General features: G+C 41.1%; 19 protein-coding genes and 1 pseudogene. 7 read left to right on the forward strand and 13 right to left on the reverse strand.

From position 1 onward, the window contains the following. Positions 1–11: 11 nt before the first annotated feature. Together Q0037_RS02995 and Q0037_RS03000 are read left to right on the forward strand one after the other, a co-directional pair. On the forward strand, positions 12–1,649 hold the full coding sequence (locus tag Q0037_RS02995; RefSeq protein WP_297515251.1) for a DUF4139 domain-containing protein: 1,638 nt from the start codon (positions 12–14) through the stop codon (positions 1,647–1,649). A 112-nt stretch (positions 1,650–1,761) separates the two neighbouring features. After that, positions 1,762–3,156 (forward strand): PQQ-dependent sugar dehydrogenase, encoded by a 1,395-nt coding sequence (locus Q0037_RS03000; RefSeq protein WP_297515253.1) that lies wholly within the window; start codon positions 1,762–1,764, stop codon positions 3,154–3,156. A 49-nt stretch (positions 3,157–3,205) separates the two neighbouring features. On the opposite strand, the gene Q0037_RS03005 is transcribed toward Q0037_RS03000, so the two are convergent. After that, positions 3,206–5,002 (reverse strand): lysophospholipid acyltransferase family protein, encoded by a 1,797-nt coding sequence (locus Q0037_RS03005; protein ID WP_297515256.1) that lies wholly within the window; start codon positions 5,000–5,002, stop codon positions 3,206–3,208. Positions 5,003–5,205: 203 nt separating this feature from the next. Here Q0037_RS03005 and Q0037_RS03010 point away from each other — a divergent pair, with 203 nt between their 5' ends. The 3 genes from Q0037_RS03010 to Q0037_RS03020 are packed head-to-tail and all read left to right on the forward strand — an operon-like array spanning position 5,206 to position 8,008. After that, the gene (locus Q0037_RS03010) at positions 5,206–5,982 is read left to right on the forward strand and encodes an exodeoxyribonuclease III (RefSeq protein WP_297515259.1); all 777 of its coding nucleotides are present in this window, start codon (positions 5,206–5,208) and stop codon (positions 5,980–5,982) included. A 10-nt stretch (positions 5,983–5,992) separates the two neighbouring features. Beyond that, on the forward strand, positions 5,993–6,958 hold the full coding sequence (locus Q0037_RS03015) for an OmpA family protein (protein ID WP_297515262.1): 966 nt from the start codon (positions 5,993–5,995) through the stop codon (positions 6,956–6,958). Positions 6,959–6,967: 9 nt separating this feature from the next. Then, entirely contained in the window at positions 6,968–8,008 is a 1,041-nt protein-coding gene (locus Q0037_RS03020; protein WP_297515400.1) for an aldo/keto reductase, read from the forward strand. A gap of 35 nt (positions 8,009–8,043) precedes the next feature. Here Q0037_RS03020 and Q0037_RS03025 read toward each other — a convergent pair whose 3' ends face one another. The 12 genes and pseudogenes from Q0037_RS03025 to serS form a co-directional block, all read right to left on the reverse strand. Beyond that, on the reverse strand, positions 8,044–8,844 hold the full coding sequence (locus Q0037_RS03025; protein ID WP_297515264.1) for a M48 family metallopeptidase: 801 nt from the start codon (positions 8,842–8,844) through the stop codon (positions 8,044–8,046). Next, positions 8,831–9,274: a hypothetical protein gene (locus Q0037_RS03030; RefSeq protein WP_297515266.1), complete on the reverse strand. Its 444-nt coding sequence runs from the start codon at positions 9,272–9,274 to the stop codon at positions 8,831–8,833. The genes Q0037_RS03025 and Q0037_RS03030 overlap by 14 nt, the downstream gene beginning before the upstream one ends. Further along, positions 9,271–9,675 carry a DUF2752 domain-containing protein gene (locus tag Q0037_RS03035; RefSeq protein WP_297515269.1) on the reverse strand — a complete coding sequence of 135 codons (405 nt, stop codon included), beginning with the start codon at positions 9,673–9,675 and terminating at the stop codon, positions 9,271–9,273. Before Q0037_RS03035 ends, Q0037_RS03030 begins: the two co-directional genes overlap by 4 nt. 16 nt (positions 9,676–9,691) lie before the next feature. Continuing rightward, positions 9,692–10,030 (reverse strand): TM2 domain-containing protein, encoded by a 339-nt coding sequence (locus tag Q0037_RS03040; protein ID WP_297515271.1) that lies wholly within the window; start codon positions 10,028–10,030, stop codon positions 9,692–9,694. A gap of 477 nt (positions 10,031–10,507) precedes the next feature. Next, a pseudogene (locus tag Q0037_RS03045) lies at positions 10,508–11,452 on the reverse strand (2-hydroxyacid dehydrogenase); the annotation flags it as partial. 47 nt (positions 11,453–11,499) lie between these two features. Beyond that, on the reverse strand, positions 11,500–12,852 hold the full coding sequence (gene mgtE / locus Q0037_RS03050) for a magnesium transporter (protein ID WP_297515274.1): 1,353 nt from the start codon (positions 12,850–12,852) through the stop codon (positions 11,500–11,502). Further along, positions 12,842–13,621 (reverse strand): 16S rRNA (adenine(1518)-N(6)/adenine(1519)-N(6))-dimethyltransferase RsmA, encoded by a 780-nt coding sequence (gene rsmA, locus Q0037_RS03055; protein WP_073360649.1) that lies wholly within the window; start codon positions 13,619–13,621, stop codon positions 12,842–12,844. The genes mgtE and rsmA overlap by 11 nt, the downstream gene beginning before the upstream one ends. Before the next feature lie 11 nt (positions 13,622–13,632). Continuing rightward, the gene (locus Q0037_RS03060) at positions 13,633–14,106 is read right to left on the reverse strand and encodes a nucleotidyltransferase (RefSeq protein WP_297515282.1); all 474 of its coding nucleotides are present in this window, start codon (positions 14,104–14,106) and stop codon (positions 13,633–13,635) included. Continuing rightward, complete coding sequence (locus Q0037_RS03065) at positions 14,103–14,288, reverse strand: hypothetical protein (RefSeq protein ID WP_287781682.1); 186 nt, start codon at positions 14,286–14,288, stop codon at positions 14,103–14,105. The genes Q0037_RS03060 and Q0037_RS03065 overlap by 4 nt, the downstream gene beginning before the upstream one ends. Before the next feature lie 4 nt (positions 14,289–14,292). Beyond that, the gene (locus Q0037_RS03070; protein ID WP_297515287.1) at positions 14,293–14,616 is read right to left on the reverse strand and encodes a DUF4286 family protein; all 324 of its coding nucleotides are present in this window, start codon (positions 14,614–14,616) and stop codon (positions 14,293–14,295) included. Between the two features lie 70 nt (positions 14,617–14,686). Beyond that, positions 14,687–16,465 (reverse strand): tetratricopeptide repeat protein, encoded by a 1,779-nt coding sequence (locus Q0037_RS03075; RefSeq protein ID WP_367274074.1) that lies wholly within the window; start codon positions 16,463–16,465, stop codon positions 14,687–14,689. Positions 16,466–16,537: 72 nt separating this feature from the next. Continuing rightward, a complete protein-coding gene (gene serS, locus Q0037_RS03080) occupies positions 16,538–17,809 on the reverse strand; it encodes a serine--tRNA ligase (RefSeq protein ID WP_297515290.1) in 1,272 nt (423 codons plus the stop codon). A 187-nt stretch (positions 17,810–17,996) separates the two neighbouring features. Between serS and Q0037_RS03085 the strand changes: the two genes are divergently transcribed. Both Q0037_RS03085 and rseP read left to right on the forward strand, forming a co-directional pair. Beyond that, complete coding sequence (locus tag Q0037_RS03085) at positions 17,997–19,922, forward strand: M1 family aminopeptidase (RefSeq protein ID WP_297515293.1); 1,926 nt, start codon at positions 17,997–17,999, stop codon at positions 19,920–19,922. A 72-nt stretch (positions 19,923–19,994) separates the two neighbouring features. After that, entirely contained in the window at positions 19,995–21,338 is a 1,344-nt protein-coding gene (gene rseP, locus Q0037_RS03090; protein WP_297515296.1) for an RIP metalloprotease RseP, read from the forward strand. Positions 21,339–21,395 lie beyond the last annotated feature (57 nt).

Below are 21,395 nucleotides of genomic sequence, written 5' to 3' on the forward strand. Positions count from 1 at the left end.
GAAAACCAAGTATGAAAAATATTCTCTGGCTGCTCCTAGTTCCTGCAAGCCTCCTCGCTCAAAAACCCTTGTTTACCAACGCCAAAACACAAGGCGCCACGGTATACTTTAGCGGCGCAGAACTTCAACATTCGGCCCAATTGAATTTGCCTGTGGGGAATAGCGAAGTTGTAATTAAAAATGTAGCCGACTACATCAACGAAAGTACCTTACAAATCAAAGCCCCCAAATCAGTCACCGTAATGTCCGTTCAGTTTACCAAAAATTATATTTCTGAATACGAAATTGACGAAAGCAATCCCGCCATTAAAAAGGTGCGGGACAGTATTGAGCTGGTAAAAAAAGAGATAAAGAAAGTTCAAATTCAAATCTACACCCACCAACAAACCATCGGACTCCTAGACAACAATCAACAAGTAGGCGGCGCCAATTCGGGCATGAACACCGCCGAATTGATAAAAATGGTGGAGTATTATAAGGCGAAACGCATCGAATTGGACAATCAAATTGAAGCTTTTAAGGAAAAAGAAACCAAGTGGAATAAAACCTTGGCCAACTTAACTGCGCGTTTGCAATTGAATACCGCCAAAGAGGAAAAAATGTCGAAAGGGAAATTGGTGTTACAAGTCTTGAACGAAGTGGCTGGTACTGTTACCTTGAATTTTTCGTACATCACCAACAGCGCAGGTTGGAAACCGATGTATGACCTACGCGCCAACAGCATTAAAGACCCCATTCAATTGCTATACAAAGCCCAAGTGTGGCAAACGACCGGCATCGATTGGAAAAAAATCAAAATGAGTTTGTCGAGCGGCAACCCCAATCAAAGCAATGAAGCGCCGTTGCAACAAGCGTGGTTTTTGAGGTATCGAGAATTTAGAGATGGGGATAAAAATATTCTATATGAGACTCCTTCAAATAATTTCAATTACTACAGAGGTAATGTGTTTTCAAAATCAAAAGAAAATAAGAATGTAGACACAACAGATGTTGATTATGGTTATGATAGTATCGACGATTATGTAGAAATCTCCGAATCGCAGCTCAACGTCACTTTTGACATTGACATTCCGTATGATGTGTTGTCTAATGGAAAAATGCACAGTGTATCGTTGAAAGAAATTCAGATTCCGGCCACCTACAAATTCTATAGTGCGCCGCGATTGGAGAAGGAAGCTTATTTGTTGGCTAAAATTGACAACTACGGCCAATACAATTTGTTACCCGGTGAAGCCAATATTGTTTTTGAAGAAATGAATGTGGGTAAAACCTTCATCAATCCCGAGCAAACTGGCGACACCTTGAGTTTGAGTATGGGTCGGGATAAAAAGATTTCCATCAAACGCGAGAAAGTCGTCGATAAATCGGGCACCAAGTTTTTATCTTCCTACAAAGAGCAAACGTTTACCTATGACATCACGATTCGCAATAACAAAAAAGAAGAAATCAATTTGACTTTAAAAGACCAATATCCATTGAGTTCGGACAAAGACATTACGATTGAATTGTTGGAAGATGGAAAAGCATCGGTCAATCCTGAAACAGGCTTTATGACCTGGGAACTCAAATTGGCGCCCAACGAGTCCAAGAAAATACGGATTAGTTACAAGGTGCGCTATCCCAAAGATAAAATCATCGATAATTTATAAGCCTAACCTAAACACACATTTTTATGCCAAGAATCCCGGGGAAACTCGGGATTTTTTATTGACAATCATACCCTTATCATTTTTTTGTATCTTTCGGCAAATAAAATACTCCATGAAAAAAATATTATTATCACTGCTGATGGGATGGGGATGTATCTCCTCAGCGCAAACCATTGCCTTACAAACCTATGTTACCGGACTTAATAGTGCGGTTGAAATTACACATTGTGGGGATAACCGATTATTTGTGGTACAACAAGGAGGCTTGATTCGTATTATTCAAAACAATGCGCTACTGACAACGCCTTTTTTAAACATTTCGTCTTTGACAACTAGTTCGGGCGAGCAAGGTTTACTCGGACTTGCTTTTCACCCAAACTATGCAACAAATGGTCAGTTTTTTATTAATTATACCAATCTTTCGGGGGATACAGTTATTGCACGCTATACCGTGAGCAGTACTAACCCCAATGTGGCCAATCCCACGGGGACTGTTTTATTGACTATTGATCAACCGTACAACAATCATAATGGCGGAACCTTAAAGTTTGGTCCTGACGGCTATCTCTATATTGGTATGGGTGACGGCGGTAGTGGTGGCGATCCCCAAAATTTTGCACAAAACATGACCGTTAATTTAGCCAATCCTTCTCGCGTATTTCTGGGAAAAATGTTACGACTCGATGTAAATACTACTTCGGGTTCGTTAAACTATGGTTACCCTCCAACAAACCCCTATATCAATGAATCCGGCAAAAAAGAAATTTGGGCCTTAGGATTACGTAATCCTTGGAAATTTTCCTTCAACCGATTAAATGGCGATTTATGGATAGCCGATGTGGGGCAAGATGTTATGGAAGAAATCAACCGTGTGCAAGCACCTTTACCCAATACAGGTTTGAATTTTGGCTGGAAATGCTTTGAAGGAACTTCTGTATTTTCTACCTGTACCAATACCTCGGGAATGATTGCCCCTTTTGCTGAATACAGTCATGCAGCCACAGGGGGTTGTTCTATTACGGGTGGTTATGTATACACGGGAACATTATATCCCAATATGTTGAATAAATATTATTTTGCCGATTTATGTCAAAATCGTATGGGGATTCTCAATATTGCAACAGGCGCTATTACGTATACGCCATATTTCAATGGCAATAACTTCTTTACCTCTTTTGGCGAAGATGTCAATGGTGAATTATATATTACAGGAGGATCGTCGTTGTTCCGCATTACGGATACTTCGATGGGCTCGCAGAATTTTGCAGCTTTAGGTCTTTCTGTGGCGCCAAATCCTTCGCACGGAATGGTTGTGTTGAATAATCCAAAACAATATGCGATTCAAGCTTTAACGCTTTTGGATGTTTCTGGGAAAATTATTCAAACGATTCAACCCGAGCAAAGCACACTTCAATCGATCGACATCAGCAACTTATCGCCTGGACTCTATTTCTTGCAACTAGAAAAAGATGGTATACGGTATACAGAGAAAATCATTCGCGAATAAAAATCAAAAAGCCCTTTTCAATAAGGGCTTTTTTTATACAATTTGGGGACTATCGTTCCCCCATTTTTCGTTCGAGTTCCGCTTGGAATTCCTCCATCACGGGTTTGACCGTACTCTCTGGCAAATCGGCGATACGAATATACATCAACCCATCTACGGCGTTATTAAACAGCGGATCGACATTAAACGCAATCACGCGGGCATTTTGCTTGATGTATTTTTTGATTAAAACGGGTAAGCGCAAATTCCCAGGTTCGATTTCATCAATGATTTTATCAAATTTATTCAAGTCGGCTTCCGCTTCATTGAAGACAAAATCCTTATCGGCATCTTTCAATTTGACCTTATACTCCATTTTGGGATGAATGTATTGCGCCACATACGGATCGTAATAGTGGGACTTCATAAACTCAATCATCAACGACTTCGAGAATTCGGTAAACTGATTACTGATACTCACCCCGCCGATCAAATATCTATGCTCGGGGTGACGCAAAGTAGTATGCACAATCCCTTTCCACAATAAAAATAAAGGCATCGGCTTTTGTTGGTACTCTTTGATGATAAACGCGCGGCCCATTTCGATTGATTGGGTCATCATTGGATACAATTCGGGCTCAAAGCGAAACAAATCGTTTAAGTAAAACCCATCGATGCCGTATTGTGGAAATATTTCACTTCCCAATCCCATTCGGTAGGCTCCAGCAATGCGCTGGGTTTCTTCATCCCACAAAAACATATGCTGGTAATACTTGTCAAATTTATCTAAGTCCAAGGATTCATTGGTTCCTTCTCCCACCTCACGGAAAGTAATCTCGCGAAGGCGCCCGATTTCATGAAGGATATTAGGAATCTTATCGGCTGACACCAAAAAGACTTCATAGTTTTTGCTTTGAAGCAAACGGTAATCGCCACGACGCACCTCGTCAATTTCAGCCAAAATTTTATCGTGGTTCGCTGGATGCGCAATTTGCTTGACATTCTTGGCAGGCTTCAAGGCATGCAAGGATTGAAACTTGCTTTCGTCGTCAAAAGAATTGGCCAACATATAGGTTTTTCGGCGTAAAAACTCGGAATATTCTTCTATTGTCCCATGTTCGTTTTGCTCGGCTACAGGAATGGGTTTCCCGATACGAACTTTAATCACACGTCCTTTTTGCGTAAGTAGTTCCGAAGGCAATTTGGCGGTTCGTAAGGTGTCACTAATTTTGGAAAGTAAATAGAATAACTTACTGTTTTGTGCATGAAAATAAATAGGAACCACAGGCACTTGGGCTTTTCGAATGACTTTAATCGCGCCTTCCTCCCATTCTTTATCGACCACTAATTTCCCGTCTTTGTAGGTTGAAACTTCCCCTGCGGGAAACATTCCCAACGGTTTTCCATCGCTTAAATGGCGTAGCGTTTCTTTGATTCCCACCACACTCGACTTGGCATCTTTATGATTTTCAAACGGATTCACCGGCATAATGTAGGGTTTCATCGGTTCGATACGGTGCAATAAAAAGTTGGCTATGATTTTGAAATTAGGTTCACGCTCCAGCATGAGTTTCAACAACAAAATACCGTCAATCCCCCCCAGTGGGTGGTTGGAAATGGTTATGTAAGCGCCGTCTTTGGGCAATCGCTTTAAATCTTCTTCGGGAATTTCAAATTTGATTTCAAACTCATCCAAAATCGCATTTAAAAAATCAAGCTCACTTAAATGTTTATTGCGATCGTAGATTTTATTTAGTGTAGAAATTTTCAAAACTTTCATCAACAACCATCCTGCAAATGTCCCTAATACTCCGTATTTGTCGGCATTAATTGCTTTGGCTACTTCTTTCGCTGTAACTAAACCCATGGAGTTGTTTTATTGTATCTGTTTTGTAAAAAAACAAAGATAACAATTCTTCGGAATCCCCATTTTAAAAAATCCCCTTTTCCCCAAAAAGGTTAAACATTTATCATAATTTTTCCACATCCCTTAAAAGAGTTTCCTTGAATTGTCTATTTTTGAACAAAGTACAAAAGGAACGACTTTCCTAATCGATTTTTGACCCATTCATGAAAATTATTTCTTACAACGTCAACGGAATTCGAGCAGCAATCACCAAAGGATTTCTTGATTGGTTGCAACACGCCAACCCTGATGTGATTTGCCTTCAGGAGATCAAAGCTACTGAAGATCAAATTCCAATCGATGCCATTACAGCGGCAGGTTATCCGTATCAATACTATTTTCCAGCACAAAAAAAGGGATATAGTGGGGTAGCAATTTTATCCAAAATCAAACCCGATACAGTTGTATATGGAACAGGCATTGCCCACATGGATTTTGAGGGAAGAAACCTTCGTGCCGATTTTGGCGATCTTTCGGTGATGAGCTTGTATTTGCCCTCGGGAACCAATAGCGAACGTTTGGGCCAAAAGTTCAAATACATGGACGATTTTCAAACCTATATCAATACGCTCAAACAAACTATTCCCAATTTAGTGATTGGCGGTGATTACAACATTTGTCACCAAGCCATTGATATCCATGATCCCATTCGAAATGCAACCGTTTCTGGATTTTTACCCGAAGAACGGGCTTGGCTAGATGCCTTTATGAAATCGGGATTTATCGATAGTTTCCGCCATTTCAACAAAGAACCTCATCAATACAGTTGGTGGAGTTACCGCGCCAACGCCCGTAATAACAACAAAGGATGGCGAATTGACTATCACTTGGTGAGTGAACCGCTGCGTGATCGTTTAATACGTGCGGTCATATTACCCGAAGCCAAACACTCGGACCACTGTCCCATTGTTGTCGAAATTGAACACAAACAAACTCCATAAATAAATGATTATGATAAAAAAAGTGTTTTTAGGTTTTACCTTAGTTGCCTTAACTACCTCTTGTGTCTCTAAGAAAATTTACAACGAATTAGAGAGCAAATATGCCGATTTGAAAAAAGAAAATCGTCAGATTTCAGATGAGAATGAAAAGTTACAAAAAGCAAAAGGGCAATTAGAAACCGACGCGGCCAAACTGAAAGCAGAGTATGACAAACTTAAAGCGGATCGTGATAAACTACAAAGCGAACTCAGTGCCTCTGAAAAAAGCCTAAAGAATTTACAAGCGGCTTATTCGGCTTTAGAAAAAGACAGCAATGAGGCATTGAGTAACAATATCAATAAAAACAGAGAGCTATTGGCGCAGTTGGAAGCGAAGGAGAAAGCCATGGCTGCCGAGCAAGAACGTTTAAATAAATTACGGGCTGAATTGGAAGCAAGCTCCAAACGACTCAATGAATTGGAGGCTTACATTGCGGCCAAAGATGCCAATATGAAACGCTTGAAAGACAACCTCTCCCGCGCCTTAAATGCCTTTGAGGGAAAAGGGTTAACTATTGAACAGAAAAACGGTAAAGTATATGTGTCCATGGAAAACAAATTGTTGTTCCAAACGGGAAGCTGGGCCGTAGGGGTTGAAGGAAAAAAAGCTGTGGTTGAGCTAGGTAAAGTTTTAGCACAAAACCCTGAAATTTCGGTATTGATTGAAGGACATACGGATGATGATAAAATTTTGGGTAATCTCGGTGGCGGCATTGAAAACAACTGGGATTTATCGACCAAACGTGCTACAGCGATTGTAAATATTCTTTCGGAAAATAAGGACATTAACCGTCAAAATCTAACCGCTGCCGGTCGAGGTGAGTATGCGCCTTTGCAACCTAATACCACCGCTGAAGGGAAAGCGAAAAACCGACGCATTGAAATCATCCTGACCCCAAAATTGGATGAAATCTCTAAAATGTTGGAAGAATTATAATCCCCCATGATGACCTACACCCAACTACCCCATACCGATTTACATGTTAGTACTGTTTGCCTCGGCACCATGACGTTTGGCAATCAAAATACCGAAACCGAAGCCCACGATCAGTTGGATTACGCTATCGCACATGGGATTAATTTTATCGATACGGCAGAAATGTATCCCATCGGTGGAAATGCGGAAATTTTTGGAAGTACGGAACGATTTATTGGGACATGGATTAAGAAAATTGGAGCGAATGAACGCGAAAAATTAGTGTTGGCGACCAAAATTGCCGGACCCAATCGCGGGATGGAATACATTCGTCAACCCTTGGATTTTTCCAAAAAGAGTTTGCATGAGGCAGTTGATTTAAGTTTGAAAAACCTCCAAACCGATTATATTGATTTGTACCAAATGCATTGGCCTGAACGTGTGATGAACATGTTTGGGAAACGGGGTTTAACAGAGTTTGACCTCCAATGGCAAGACAATATTTGGGAAGTATTGCAGGTTTTTGATGGATTGATTAAAGAAGGGAAGATCAAGCATATCGGTGTTTCGAATGAAAACCCATTTGGAGTGATGCGTTTTTTACAAGAAAGTGAGCGCCATGGATTACCTCGTATTGTGAGCATCCAGAATCCCTATTCTTTATTGAATCGTTTGTTTGAAGTAGGGTTGAGCGAATTATGCTACCGTCAAGGGGTGGGCTTATTGGCCTATTCACCCTTGGCTTTCGGATTTTTATCAGGGAAATATTTAAACGGCTATCCCGAAAATTCACGAATGAAGTTGTTTCCCAATTTCACGCGCTACACCAACGAAAACTGTTTTACGGCAACACGTTTGTATAAAGAATTAGCCGAAGCACACGGACTGACTTTAGTTCAAATGGCGGAAGCGTTTGTACACCGACAATCCTTTGTAACTTCAACGATTGTTGGGGCTACAAGTTTAACCCAGTTAAAGGAAAATCTTGATGCTTTTTCGGTCGAACTCACTGATGATGTTTTAACAGGCATTCAGAAAATACAAGAATTACATCCGAATCCCGCACCTTGAATAAAAAAACCTGACCAAAAAAATCAGGTTTTTTTTTAATGATTTTCTTCTATATGAAGTTTGAATGCCTCCCAATCGTTGGGTTTAAGCACCTGGCGATTACCTAGTTTTTTTCCTTTCACATAATCGAGGATGTAGGCGGCACGATCTTCCGACTCGGGGTGGGTTGAGATCCAACCAAAACCGTCGGGAAGGGAGCGTTCTTGGGCTAACTGGTACATAAAATCAGCCAGAGGCTGTGGATTAATCTTCGCTTTGATCATATAATCAACCGCGGTCAAATCGGCTTCTTTTTCCAAAGCGCGATCATAGGCAGTAGAGGACAAGGTTTTGATGATTTCGCGAATGAGCGCTCCATTATTACCCGAGGCACCGAGCAATACTGTCAATCCAACTTCTTTCGACAACTTTTGCATTACGTGATTCTTACGAATATGAGCCACTTCATGCGCCAATACGCCTTGCACCGACTCTTGTTTGGTACAGGCTTTGATCAAACCGGTGTACACCACCAAATGGTTGTTGGGCATGGCAAATGCATTCACAGCATCGTTTTCGATAAAATGCAAAAGAATGGAATCTTTAGGAATGTCGTTGGCTTCCAATAAAGGTTGCATCAATGAATCCAGCGTTTTTTGTAGCGTATCGTTATGAATGATAACTTCGGTTTCTTCGACCTGTTCCCAAAGTAAGTCTCCCAACTTTGACGCGGTATTCAATTGCGTTTGACGAATATTAAAAACCTTGACAAAATCGATTTGTCGCAAGCCAAAAAAGAGGCCAAAAAAGAGGGCGAGTAATAATACGCCTTGTAAAATAACTTTATTTTGTGCCATCGGGTCTACAGATTAAATTGGTTAATGGGCCAAAAAACCACAATTCGATATGCTTTCCTTTTCGGGTGTTGACCGCCAAATAAATAGTTGAAATAAACTCGGTGATGTTAAAAATAATTACCGTAAATAAATACGCAAAATAGGTACTACTCACCGGATGATTATAAAAAATAATATTGATGGTCCACCAGAACCCAAAGCTATTCATACACAATAACGCCGCTTGCGAAAATAACGCTTGCGTACAATGCCACCGCACATAATAGGTGCCTTTTCGATTGGCAATGTAAAAGAAAAATGTGGCAATTAAATTAATGATCGGCAGCGGTAATCCGGCGACCAAAGCCACCAGAGACATCAAATAACTATTGGAAGCCTTTTCAGCCTCGTGCTCAGAAGGTTTGTAGGGAAATTGAACAGTTTGTATCATAATGCTTTATAAATATTCCACATCCACAAGGCAAAAATAAAGCCAATACTCAAAAGCATCGGTATACGCTGGGTAAAAAAAGCCTCTATTTTGCCATAAAAAATAAAAAAATCAGTCTTTCGGGTAATCATGTCACGGAGCACCCAAATTGGAACAGTAAGGATGACCAAAGCCATCACATAGCCTAAAGGATTATAGTAAATAGCTTCCGCAAAATTACTGTGAAACAAGGCTATTATCGACCGGGTTGTCCCACATGACGGACACGGATAACCCGAAATGTTCTTAAAAACACAAACGTGTATAGGGGCATCCGAAGGGCCAAAAAGGGCATATACTAGGTACAAAAAACCCGAAACGGAGAGCAGCAACACCCATGTGTATAGCCGGTTTCGGGTCATAACTTTTCAGTACGTATTAATAAATCGCGTTTTGGAAATTTTCCATGTTTTTCTCACGAGTAACTCCCATGATCAAAAACCAGTCTACGATATTCCAAATGCCTAATCCACCACAAGTAAGTAATTTTGCAATCCCTAAACCAGTATCGCCTACATAAAAGCGATCGATTCCTAATCCACCTGCCAACAAAGAAATAATTAAACTGGTGGTTGGGTCTTTATATTGTGTGGTTTGCACCATTCCCCATTTTGCTTCATCCAAACTTAACAAACGCTCGCGAATGGCGGGTAAGTGATGGGCTTCAAAGAATTTTGAATTGGCCATCATGAACATGTCTACTTTTTGTGAATCCATAATTTTTGTTTTTTTGTTGATTAGATTTTGAATTATTGGTTTTAAAAATAACTATTTTTCTTGAAATGCAGTATCTATCGGCTCCCAAAGTTCAATCTTATTTCCCTCAGGATCCAGAATCCACGCAAAGGTCCCATAGTCAAAGGTTTCTGGGTCTCCAATAATTGTAACGCCTTGTGCTGCTAATTCTGTAAGGAGTTGCTTGAGATTATGTACCCGAAAATTCAGCATAAATTCTTTATCGCTGGGTTCAAAATAACGGGTGCCTGCCTCAAACGGTGCCCATTGGGTCATCGCATCGTTTCCTTTGGCGTCTTTCCACCAAAACGACCATCCGTAGTCATCGACAGGAATGTCCAAATGAGTTGCATACCAGGTTTTCAGTGCTTTTGGGTCTTTTGATTTAAAAAATATCCCTCCAATACCTGTTACGCCAGCCTCTTTTTTTATACTACTTTCATTTGTATTGAAAAGACCGTACTGCTGCTTGATTTTATCGACAATGGTTTGGGCTAATTTTTCATGACTTTCATACGTCCACCCAGCAATATGAGGGGTTAACAACACCTTTTCGGAATCCAATAAATACTGTAACGCCTCAGGACGTTGGTCGGTAAACAAGCTTTCAAAAGACAATTTTTCATATTCCAACACATCCAATCCAGCGCCCAGAACTTTTCCCGATTGCAAAGCTTCGACCAAATCGGCTGTTACCACATTTTTCCCTCTTGAGGTATTAATCAACCAAAAAGGTTTGGCAAAAGCTTGAATGAAGTCTCGATTGACCATTTGATGCGTCTCGGGTGTCCAAGGCACATGCAAACTCACTACATCGGCTTCGGCTTGCAGTGTCGCTAAATCGACCTGTCGTGCGCAAGCATCTCCTACATTTTCTTGAATATCATAGCATAGAACATTCACCTCAAATCCGCGTAATTTTTGCGCAAAAGACTTCCCCATATTGCCATAGCCAATGATTCCTATGGTTTTTCCCTCCAACTCATAGCCTCGATTGCCCTCACGCACCCATTGCCCTTGGCGTACCATACGATCGGCACGGTTTAGGTTATTCATGAGCGACAACAACATGCCTAGTGCGTGTTCGCCTACTGCATTGCGATTGCCTTCGGGGGCTGCGATTAATTGCACCCCTTTTTGAGCGGCATATTCAACGTCAATACTTTCCAAACCTGCTCCTACACGCGCTATAAACTGCAATTGGGTAGCGGCGTCGAGAAACTGTGCGTCAATGTTAAACCTACTACGGATTACAATGCCGTGATACTGATTAATCTTGGCTTCAACGGCAGCTTTATCAGAAGTATAGTCGGCTTCGTTAATAAATCCGGCAGCTTCCAATTGCGCCCAAAGCAACGGATGGTTGGTGTCTAAATGAAGGATGCGAATGGCGTTGGTCTTCAAAACAATTGAGATTGGTGAAAAACAAAGATAGTAAAAGGGAAAACGAACTAGAAGCCCAAAATCATGCGGGCAATCGTAAAGTAGATCAAAATTCCACAAATATCATTGCTAGTGGTGATAAACGGACCTGTCGCTAGGGCTGGGTCGATGCCAAATTTATCCAAGATTAACGGGATAGAGGTCCCAATGAGCGAGGCTGTGATAATTACAGAAATCAAGGCGATGGTAACAATTACGCCTATTTTCATCTCAACGCCCAATAAAAAATGACTGCCCAAAAACAATATCGCCGCTAGGATAATACCGTTGAGTAAACTAAGGGAAATTTCTTTGAGAAGGCGGTTAAAAATGGAACCACTGATGGATTGATTGGCTAAACCTTGTACGATAATCGCCGAAGATTGTACGCCTACATTTCCAGCCATCGCTGCTATCAGTGGCGTAAAAAAGAATAATTTGTAATGTTCCTTCATGGCACCTTCAAACAAACTCAGCATTTCTACTGAGATAAAACCGCCGAATAAAGCCAAAACCAACCAAGGCAGACGCGCGCGGGTCAAATCCAAAATACTGTCATCCGCCTCGACGTCTTGCGAGATCCCCGCCGCCAACTGGTAATCTTTGTCGGCTTCTTCTTTAATCACGTCGACGATATCGTCAATCGTAATTCGTCCTACCAAACGTCCCATTTCATCGACGACGGGAATGGCTTCCAAGTCGTATTTCTGCATGATTCGGGCCACTTCGGTATTGGAGGTGTTCACACGAACGTAATCTACTTTTTTGATATATACCTCACTAATGGGCGTTTTCGTAGAAGTGGTCAATAAATCTTTCAACGACAAGCGTCCTTTCAACCGATTATCATCATCGACTACATAAATGGAATGCACGCGGGTAACGTTTTCGGCTTGCAAGCGCATTTCTTTGACGCAAGTCAATACATTCCAATTTTCATTGACTTTTACCAATTCTTTCCCCATCAAACCTCCGGCAGTATCTTCGTCGTAGCGCAACAAATCGACAATGTCTTTGGCGTGTTCAACGTCTTCCAGCTCAGAGATTACCTCTTCTTTTTTGCTTTGGGGAAGTTCGGCAATAATATCGGCCGCATCATCGGTATCGAGTTCGTCAATTTCTTCGGCAATTTCTTTGGCCGACATGCGTTTCAGAATCTTTTCGCGAAGTTCCTCATCGATCTCCATCAGCACGTCGGCTGTTTTTTCAGAATCGAGAATGCTAAAGATATAGGAAGCTTGTGTATCGTCGAGTTCTTCCATGATCTCGGCGATATCAGCATAATGCAGTTCGCTAAGGAGGTCGTGTAACTCACGCTCCTTATTGTGCAGAATCAAATTGTTGATTTGATCCAGTAACTCTTTACTGATTTTAAACTGCATACGCCTCGATTTTTTGGGTCAATGCAATAAAATCTTCGGTGGACAATTGTTCCGGACGAAGATCAAATACCGCATCTTCCCGTAAAGGATCGGGCAAATTTAAGGATTTTAAACTGTTTCGTAGCGTTTTTCTGCGTTGATTAAAGGCAGTTTTTACCACATTGAAGAGCATTTTCTCATTACAGGCTAAGCGATAATCGGATTTTCGTACCAAACGCAGCACGCCTGATTTCACTTTTGGTGGCGGATTAAACACGTGTTCGCCAACGGTAAACAAGTATTCAGCCTCATAAAAAGCTTGAACCAAAACCGAAAGAATACCATAGGTTTTACTCCCTTTTTTTTCACAAATACGTTCGGCTACTTCTTTTTGAAACATCCCAGAAAATTCAGGGACACGATCGCGCATTTCGAGCATTTTGAATACAATTTGTGTCGAAATATTGTAGGGAAAATTGCCCGTTATGGCAAAAGGCTTTCCTTCAAACTCGGTGTAAAAATCGTGTTTTAAAAAGTCTTTGGAGAGGATTTTCCCGTGCAATTTGGGATAATGTTGTTCCAAATACGCTACGGATTCGGTGTCAATTTCCACCACATGAGTATCGATGTCTTTTTCCAACAAATACTTGGTCAACACCCCCATTCCGGGTCCGATTTCCAATACCGTATCATAGCCTTCCAACGTCAAGGTATCGCCAATACGACGGGCAATCGTTTCGTCGGTTAAAAAATGTTGCCCTAAATGTTTTTTGGCTCTAACTTGGTTCATGAGAATAAATATCAAGGATTTAGTTGACGTAACTGATGTACATCGAGTAAGTCTTTTGGGCGCCCTGCTTTTAATTTGCTTGTAATTAAATCATCAAGTGACAACACATTCCATTGTAAAAATTCATTTTGATTAACGACCACCAACTCACTAGATTGATAGGCTTCCTCAAAAGTTTTATTGACAGAAAAACGAGTAATCAATTCCAAATCTAAATCTTCGGGTGAAAACTTAATCGAAATATTTTGATTTCCATCCAAAACCGATTGAGGAAAAGCATCGATTTCATAACCAAGTTCTTGGAAAACAATGACTAATCGATTGAAATTTTCTGGTGTGGTTTCTATCCAAAAATCAACATCAGCTGAATGCCTTTGGTAACCATGAAAATTTACCGCTCCACCGCCCACCATGAGCATTCGTACCCCGTTTCGTTTTGCAGAGGTTATAAACTGATCGATATTATGTTCCCAATTTCGAATCATTTGGCAGTAATGACAATTAAAAAATTATCTTTCTTTGGCGATGAATTTTGTTTTACTGGGAAGGATTTCATTCGTCTACACAGGGCAAAAAAAGCCAGTACGCGCTCCGTTTTGGAAAGCTTCAAAAAATCGGCTTGTCGACGGGCATTGCTTTCTTCTTTGGTGGTGAAACGAACTTCCATGGTATTAGTTATTTTGAAAATGTTCTGAAATCAGTTGCAGTTCGGTGCGAAACGCCAACATTTTCTCCCCAAACAATTGATAACCTTCTTCACGTAAGCGGGAGGCATCTTCATCGTAATATCGTTGTAAGGTTTCCAAGCTATCGGTCGTGTATTGTACGGCATAGGTTACCCCGCCCATTTCTTCTTCGACCAAGACCTTTACCAATCGGGCTGAACAAAACTTTCCGGTAGCCAAGACATCATTGATATGCTTGGTTTGCATCCAACGCATCCATTGATCGTGGACGCTTTCGTGAATATTGATGGTTACATTGTATAGTATCATATATTCTTTTCAAATTCTTAAATGGAAACTCCCATTTAAAATTTATAATTCAACGTTTATAATAATTTCATTACAGTTCTTTGTCACCGCGCAAACGTCGAAATTTCTTTTGCGCATCGACATAAAAAATACTGTCTTCCCGATGAAGAATGATGTCTTCATACAGGGCTTTGGCCTTTTCCACTTCCCCCGTTTTTTGGTATAATTCAGCCGCAAAATATGTCGCCTCATCTACATAGATGCACTCTTTGTGTTGGTCAATGATTTGGCGGTAACTGGCAATGGCTTCAGGAAAATTGTTTTGTTCTTCCCACAACTTCCCAATTCGCAACAGCGTTACGGGTTCGATTTCCTGCCCCTTGTGTTCTTTTAAAATGGCTTGAAAAGCTTGCAAGGCTTCGGCTTTTTTATTTTGGTACAGTAAATAATCGGCGCGGGCAAACTTTTTCAAGGCCGTTTGTGTCGAATCGGCCACCGTATTGTCGCTGATCAGCAAATACAAATCCATAGCGTCGTTGGCGATTAATTGGGTTGAGGCCGACTTGAGGACGCCCAATTGGTGTTCGGCCCATTTGAAATCGCCTTTGTAATAACTCGTTTTTGCCACCCGCAAACTTGCTTCTTGTCCCAACGGATTGTTCCCTCCTTCATTTTCAACTTGTGCGAAGTAGATTAAGGCCTGATTGAACTTTTCTTCCAACAACAATATGGCCGCCAAATCCATTTTTACCTCGGCAATTTCCTCGCGTTTCAAGGGCATTTCGAGGGCATTTTTTAAAATGATTTTTGCGGTTTCGGTGTCTTTTTGCTGAAAAGCCGAAAATTTAGCTTTCAATTGCAGTAAGGACAACGAATACGGGCTCACCCCAAACTGTTTGATACGGGTATCCAATTCGGCAGCAATGGCGGGATAAGCAGCAGGTTGTGCTTTTTTGATTTGCAATTCAATCAAGTAGGTATGGGCCTTGATTTGTAAGTCCAAATCACGGGTATTTTCAAGAATAAAGTTGAGAATTTCGGTGGCCGCCGCCTCGTCGTTTTCACTCATGGCCAATTGCGCCAAATTGACAATATTGGAAAAAGACTCGGGACTGCGTTTGTAAATTGCTTTTTGTTGTATAAAGGCCTTGCCGTACTCTTTTTGTTGTACGTAGTACCAACTCAAATAATCATTCCAAAACAAATCTTGGGTTTTTTGAATGCGTCCCAATAAGGCTTTGCGCAAAGCATCGTTGAAAGTTACCGAAGCATCCTCGCTCATGAATCGCGACAATTGGTTTTGAATCATCACTAAACTTTGGGGATTGTTGAAGGATTCGGTCAAGAACTTTTCGATCATGTTATCCATATCCCCTTTTTGCCCGTAGAGTAACGCCATTTGGTAATTGAAGTTGTATTTGGGTTCGATACTCACCGCCAATTCATAGGCTTGGATAGCATAATCTGTAAGCCCTTTTTTATCAAAACCATAGGCAATTTGGTATACTTCATTGTGGTTTTTTCGAATTTTATCCAAGGCTTGCTCGTAGTGTTTTTTGGCTTTATCTGCCTCCTTTTGCAACTGGAAATTGTACCCCAACTCGACCAAATAACTCCCTTGTTTGTATTGGTCTAAGCGATTTTGAATGAGTTTTTCGGACTTATCGAATTGTTGCAATTGCTGGTAACATTCAACCGTTCGCTGAAAAAAATTGAAATTATGGGGTTGCGATTTCAGCAATTCTTCATAGCTCACTAACGCTTTCTCAAATTCCCCACGGTCAAAGTAATTCTGTGCCAATTGCTCGTTTTGAGCCGCGGCAAGCATTCCGATGCAGGTGAACAATAAAAAGAGTAATCGCTTCATCATAAAAAAACAATGTACTAAAATAACACAAATAGCGGTTATCTAGTACATGTGTTTAGGGTTTCTTAACGAATATTAGTTGATGATATCAAATCCGGTGTAGGGACGCAATACCTCAGGGATCACAATTCCTTCGGGCGTTTGGTAATTTTCCAAGATTCCAGCCATCACACGAGGTAAGGCTAATGAACTCCCGTTTAAGGTATGTGCCAATTGCGTTTTCCCGTCTTTTCCTTTGAAACGCAACTTTAAGCGATTGGCTTGGAAGGTTTCGAAGTTGGACACCGAAGAAATTTCCAACCAACGGTCTTGCGCTGTCGAAAACACTTCAAAATCATAGGTTAGCGCCGAAGCAAAACTCATATCGCCACCACACAAACGAAGAATTCGATAGGGTAATTTTAGTTCGCGCATGATATTTTTCACATGTTCGACCATCCCTTCCAAAGCTTCATATGATTTTTCTGGATGCTCAATACGCACAATTTCGACTTTATCAAATTGGTGCAAACGATTCAATCCTCGAACATGCGCCCCATACGAACCCGCTTCACGACGGAAACATGGGGTGTAGCCTGTACACAAAATTGGCAACTCATTTTCATTCAACAATTCGTCACGGAATAAATTCGTTACCGGTACTTCCGCCGTTGGAATCAAATACAAGTCATCCAACCCTACATGGTACATTTGCCCTTCTTTGTCGGGCAACTGCCCGGTGCCAAAACCAGAGGCTTCATTTACCAAATGGGGTACTTGGTATTCTTGATAGCCGGCTTCGGTATTTTTATCCAAAAAATAAGAAATCAACGCCCGTTGCAATCGAGCGCCTTTTCCTTTGTAAACAGGAAATCCTGCGCCTGTAATTTTTACGCCCAACTCGAAGTCGATGATATCGTATTTCTTAACCAATTCCCAATGTGGTAAAGCGCCTTCGTGTAGCACAGGAATATCACCTTCTTGAAATTCATTTAAATTTTCATCGGCGGTTTTTCCTTCGGGCACTATAGCTGCAGGCAAGTTGGGCAACAGGTAAAGTTTTTCGGTCAATTGTGCGGCAAAAACCTCCAACTGTTCTGACAACACTTTGCTTTCATCGCGAAGATTTGTTGTCTTTTGCTTTAAGATTTCGGCTTTTGCTTTTTCACCATTTTTCATCAACATCCCAATGTCTTTGGAAAGCTTATTTGATTCGGCCAATACATTATCCAACGCGGCTTGAGAACTGCGCCGTTTTTCATCCAATTCAACAATCTCCATCACAATAGCACGAGCATCAAAATGTTTGCGCTGCAACGCTGTAATAATTCGTTCGGGATTTTCGCGAATAACCGCAATCTGTAACATGGGTGTAGGGTGTTAAAATTCAGTGGACAAAGGTAGCAAAATGCTTTCGATAATTCTCCATACGTTTCTGGCAAAATGCCCATCATCAGGCTATTGCAAATCTTATAAATTATACAGATTTTAGCAATTGATTATCAACAATATGCTGAATTTTTTTTTTACATTCGCAAAAAATTCAACGATTCCCATGAATAAAATCTACCTACTTTCTTGCCTAGGAATGGCGCTTTTGGGTCATGCGCAACAAAATGCTGACGAACTGGAATCCATTAGCCAAGCTGAACGAAAAGCGGCTGCGTCAACGATGACGGTGACAGTTAATGCCAATACTACTAATTACGACGTTACTTATCATAAAATAGAGCTCACCGTTAATCCCTCAGTAGCCAATGTCAATGGAAAAGTAACCACCACGTTTACTGCCTTGCAAAACATGTCTACCGTTACCTTTGATTTGATGAATGAATTGACGGTATCTTCGGTAAAAATGAATACGCAGAATTTGGCTTTTACTCAAAATGCGAATGAAGAATTGGTCATTACCTTACCATCACAAGTTACGGCCGGTAATAGTGCAACGGTTGAAATTACGTATGCCGGAACCCCACCTGTAAGCGGTTTTGACTCTTTTGAAGCGAGCACACATGCAGGTGTTCCTGTAATGTGGACGCTTTCGCAACCGTTTGGAGCGCGCGACTGGTGGCCATGTAAACAAGATTTAAATGACAAAATTAACAATGTTGACATTTTTATTACTGCGCCTTCGCAATATGTTGCTGTGGCCAATGGTGTGAAACAATCGGAAACTGTTAACGGGAGCAGCAAAACAACCCATTTTCAACACGGATACCCGATCCCCGCGTATTTGATTTGTTTTGCCGTAACCAATTACACCGTATATACCCAAACGGCGGGGACTGCACCCAATACTTTCCCGGTGATTAACTATGTATATCCCGAAAATTTCAATGCAACGGTTCAAGCCCAAATGGAGGAAACCTTGAGCATCATGGATTACTTCGAAACGCTGTTTGAACCCTATCCGTACCGTAACGAGCAATACGGTCATGCCCAATTTGGTTGGGGTGGCGGTATGGAGCATACAACGATGTCGTTTATGAATAATTTCAGTCGGGGACTCATTGCACACGAATTGGCGCACCAATGGTTTGGCAACAAAGTAACCTGTGGATCGTGGAAAGACATTTGGTTGAATGAAGGATTTGCTACGTATTTGTCGTCCTTAGTGATTGAACAATTTGATGGCGAAACCGCTTTTATTGCCAATAAAACGCAATTAATCAATAACATCACCTCACAAGCTGGAGGAGCTGTTTACCTTACGGATAGTGAAGCGAACAACTCGAGTCGTATTTTCAACAGTCGATTGAGTTATAACAAAGCCGCGATGGTGTTGCACATGTTGCGTTGGCGCATGGGAGATGCCAATTATTTTCAGGCGTTGCGCAACTATTTGGCCGATCCCGCCTTGGCGTTCAATTATGCTGTAACGGCGCAATTCAAAAGTCATTTGGAGGCAGTTCACGGCAGTGATTTGACCGAATTTTTCAACGATTGGGTGTATAATCAAGGGTATCCAACCTACAGCGTTATTGCTCAAAACTGGGGCGGTGGGCAAGCCAAAATTACAATCAACCAATCCCAATCGCATTCGAGTGTTTCCTTTTTTGAAATGCCTGTGATGGTTCGTCTAACGGGTGCTGGAGGGCAATCACTAGAGGTTGTTTTGGAGCATACGTTTGACGGAGAAGAATTTATTGTGCCCGTTCCTTTTTTGGTGACAGGAGTCCAATTCGATCCCAAACGAGAAATTATTTCACGCAACAATACAGCACAATTGGGGAACGACACCTTTACACCCGATTCCGTTTTGGCGTTGTATCCCAATCCGGCCAACGATTTGGTTCACCTTCAAATGCCAAACACCCAAACCTTGATTGACATTGAAGTATTTAATCCCCTGGGGCAAAAAGTGGCGACATACACTTCGGTAGATATGAATATTTCTGGATTAGCCACGGGAAGCTATACCGTTCGTATCCGCACTTCGGAAGGCGTTTTTCATAAAAAAATGATAAAAAACGGGAATTAATTTTTAAAGGGACCTACTCCGAATCAAAATGTGCTATTTTTGTGGCGCATTGAATTTTTAGGTAACGCATACATGGAATTTGTAATTAAACTGAGTCAGTTTTTACTGAGTCTCTCAATATTGATTGTCCTTCACGAACTCGGCCACTTTATTCCGGCTAAGTTATTTAAAACTCGAGTAGAAAAATTCTATTTGTTTTTTGACGTTAAATTTTCCCTTTTCAAAAAGAAAGTAGGCGAAACGGTCTATGGTATTGGTTGGCTTCCCTTGGGAGGCTATGTAAAAATTGCGGGAATGATAGACGAGTCGATGGACACTGAGCAGATGCAAGGCGAACCCCAACCGTGGGAATTCCGTTCGAAACCGGCTTGGCAGCGCTTAATCATTATGCTGGGCGGAGTACTAGTAAATTTCATTCTTGCTTTTATCATTTATATCGGCATAACCTTTTACTATGGTCAGCAGTACATTGCCAACAGTGATGTGAAAGATGGGGTTTGGGTAATCCATCCTGTGTTGGAAAAAGCGGGACTTCAAAATGGCGACAAAATTGTACGCATTGACCAAACCAAAATCGAGCGCTTTAACGATATACAACCCCAATTAGCCTTAGCCAAAGAAGTCGAAGTGATTCGAAAGGGCAAGGACACCTTGATCAAACTTCCTGTCAATTTTATTGATCAATTGTTAAAAACCGACCGCAAGGCTTTATTAACCCTTCGGATTCCTTTTATCATTTCAGACATTCCCTCGGATTCTCACAATGCAAAACAGCTCAAGAAAAAAGATATTTTGAAAGGGTTTAATGGGCAACCTATTACTTATGCGGATGAGTTGTTTGCGCAATTAAATCCCCTGAAAGGAAAAACCGTATCAGCGGTAGTGGAGCGTGATGGAAAAGAAGTAGCTGTTCAATTGAATGTGAATAAAGAAGGAAAATTAGGGGTGGTCTATGCTCCTATGTTGGCTTTAGATAATTTAGAAAAATTAGGGTTATATACCGTAAAATCGGAGGAATTCAGTTTTTGGGAGTCCATTCCAATTGGAATTGAAATGGGGATTGACCAATTGACGAGTTACGGTAAACAATTGAAAGCTATTTTCAACCCCGATACAGGCGCATACAAAGCCGTAGGGGGCTTTGGTGCCATTTTCAACGTATTCCCTTCAGCGTGGAGCTGGCAAGTATTTTGGGGGATTACCGCGTTTTTATCAATCATGCTGGGTGTGATGAATTTATTACCCATTCCAGCCCTTGACGGCGGCCATGTGATGTTTTTATTGTATGAAATGATTTCTGGTCGCAAACCTAGCGATAAATTCTTGGAACGAGCCCAAATGGTTGGTTTCGTGATTCTTATTGGTTTGTTGGTTTTTGCCAATGGAAACGACCTGTATAAGGCGATTTTCAAATAGTATTTTTTTGAAAATTTTTACCTAAAATGTTTGCATTTGTAAAATTCCGTTTTATCT

Source organism: Flavobacterium sp., from assembly GCF_027482425.1.
In the GTDB taxonomy this organism is placed as follows: domain Bacteria; phylum Bacteroidota; class Bacteroidia; order Flavobacteriales; family Flavobacteriaceae; genus Flavobacterium.

Coding starts and splice junctions, on each gene's coding strand:
- Q0037_RS03040 (WP_297515271.1), bottom strand. CDS start 10,030: ATGGATTCACAAAAAGTAGACATGTTCATGATGGCCAATTCAAAATTC.
- Q0037_RS03070 (WP_297515287.1), bottom strand. CDS start 14,616: ATGATACTATACAATGTAACCATCAATATTCACGAAAGCGTCCACGAT.
- Q0037_RS03000 (WP_297515253.1), top strand. CDS start 1,762: ATGAAAAAAATATTATTATCACTGCTGATGGGATGGGGATGTATCTCC.
- Q0037_RS03010 (WP_297515259.1), top strand. CDS start 5,206: ATGAAAATTATTTCTTACAACGTCAACGGAATTCGAGCAGCAATCACC.
- mgtE (WP_297515274.1), bottom strand. CDS start 12,852: ATGCAGTTTAAAATCAGTAAAGAGTTACTGGATCAAATCAACAATTTG.
- Q0037_RS03020 (WP_297515400.1), top strand. CDS start 6,968: ATGACCTACACCCAACTACCCCATACCGATTTACATGTTAGTACTGTT.
- Q0037_RS03085 (WP_297515293.1), top strand. CDS start 17,997: ATGAATAAAATCTACCTACTTTCTTGCCTAGGAATGGCGCTTTTGGGT.
- Q0037_RS02995 (WP_297515251.1), top strand. CDS start 12: ATGAAAAATATTCTCTGGCTGCTCCTAGTTCCTGCAAGCCTCCTCGCT.
- Q0037_RS03015 (WP_297515262.1), top strand. CDS start 5,993: ATGATAAAAAAAGTGTTTTTAGGTTTTACCTTAGTTGCCTTAACTACC.
- Q0037_RS03005 (WP_297515256.1), bottom strand. CDS start 5,002: ATGGGTTTAGTTACAGCGAAAGAAGTAGCCAAAGCAATTAATGCCGAC.
- serS (WP_297515290.1), bottom strand. CDS start 17,809: ATGTTACAGATTGCGGTTATTCGCGAAAATCCCGAACGAATTATTACA.
- Q0037_RS03025 (WP_297515264.1), bottom strand. CDS start 8,844: ATGGCACAAAATAAAGTTATTTTACAAGGCGTATTATTACTCGCCCTC.
- rsmA (WP_073360649.1), bottom strand. CDS start 13,621: ATGAACCAAGTTAGAGCCAAAAAACATTTAGGGCAACATTTTTTAACC.
- Q0037_RS03060 (WP_297515282.1), bottom strand. CDS start 14,106: ATGATTCGAAATTGGGAACATAATATCGATCAGTTTATAACCTCTGCA.
- Q0037_RS03075 (WP_367274074.1), bottom strand. CDS start 16,465: ATGATGAAGCGATTACTCTTTTTATTGTTCACCTGCATCGGAATGCTT.
- rseP (WP_297515296.1), top strand. CDS start 19,995: ATGGAATTTGTAATTAAACTGAGTCAGTTTTTACTGAGTCTCTCAATA.
- Q0037_RS03065 (WP_287781682.1), bottom strand. CDS start 14,288: ATGGAAGTTCGTTTCACCACCAAAGAAGAAAGCAATGCCCGTCGACAA.
- Q0037_RS03030 (WP_297515266.1), bottom strand. CDS start 9,274: ATGATACAAACTGTTCAATTTCCCTACAAACCTTCTGAGCACGAGGCT.
- Q0037_RS03035 (WP_297515269.1), bottom strand. CDS start 9,675: ATGACCCGAAACCGGCTATACACATGGGTGTTGCTGCTCTCCGTTTCG.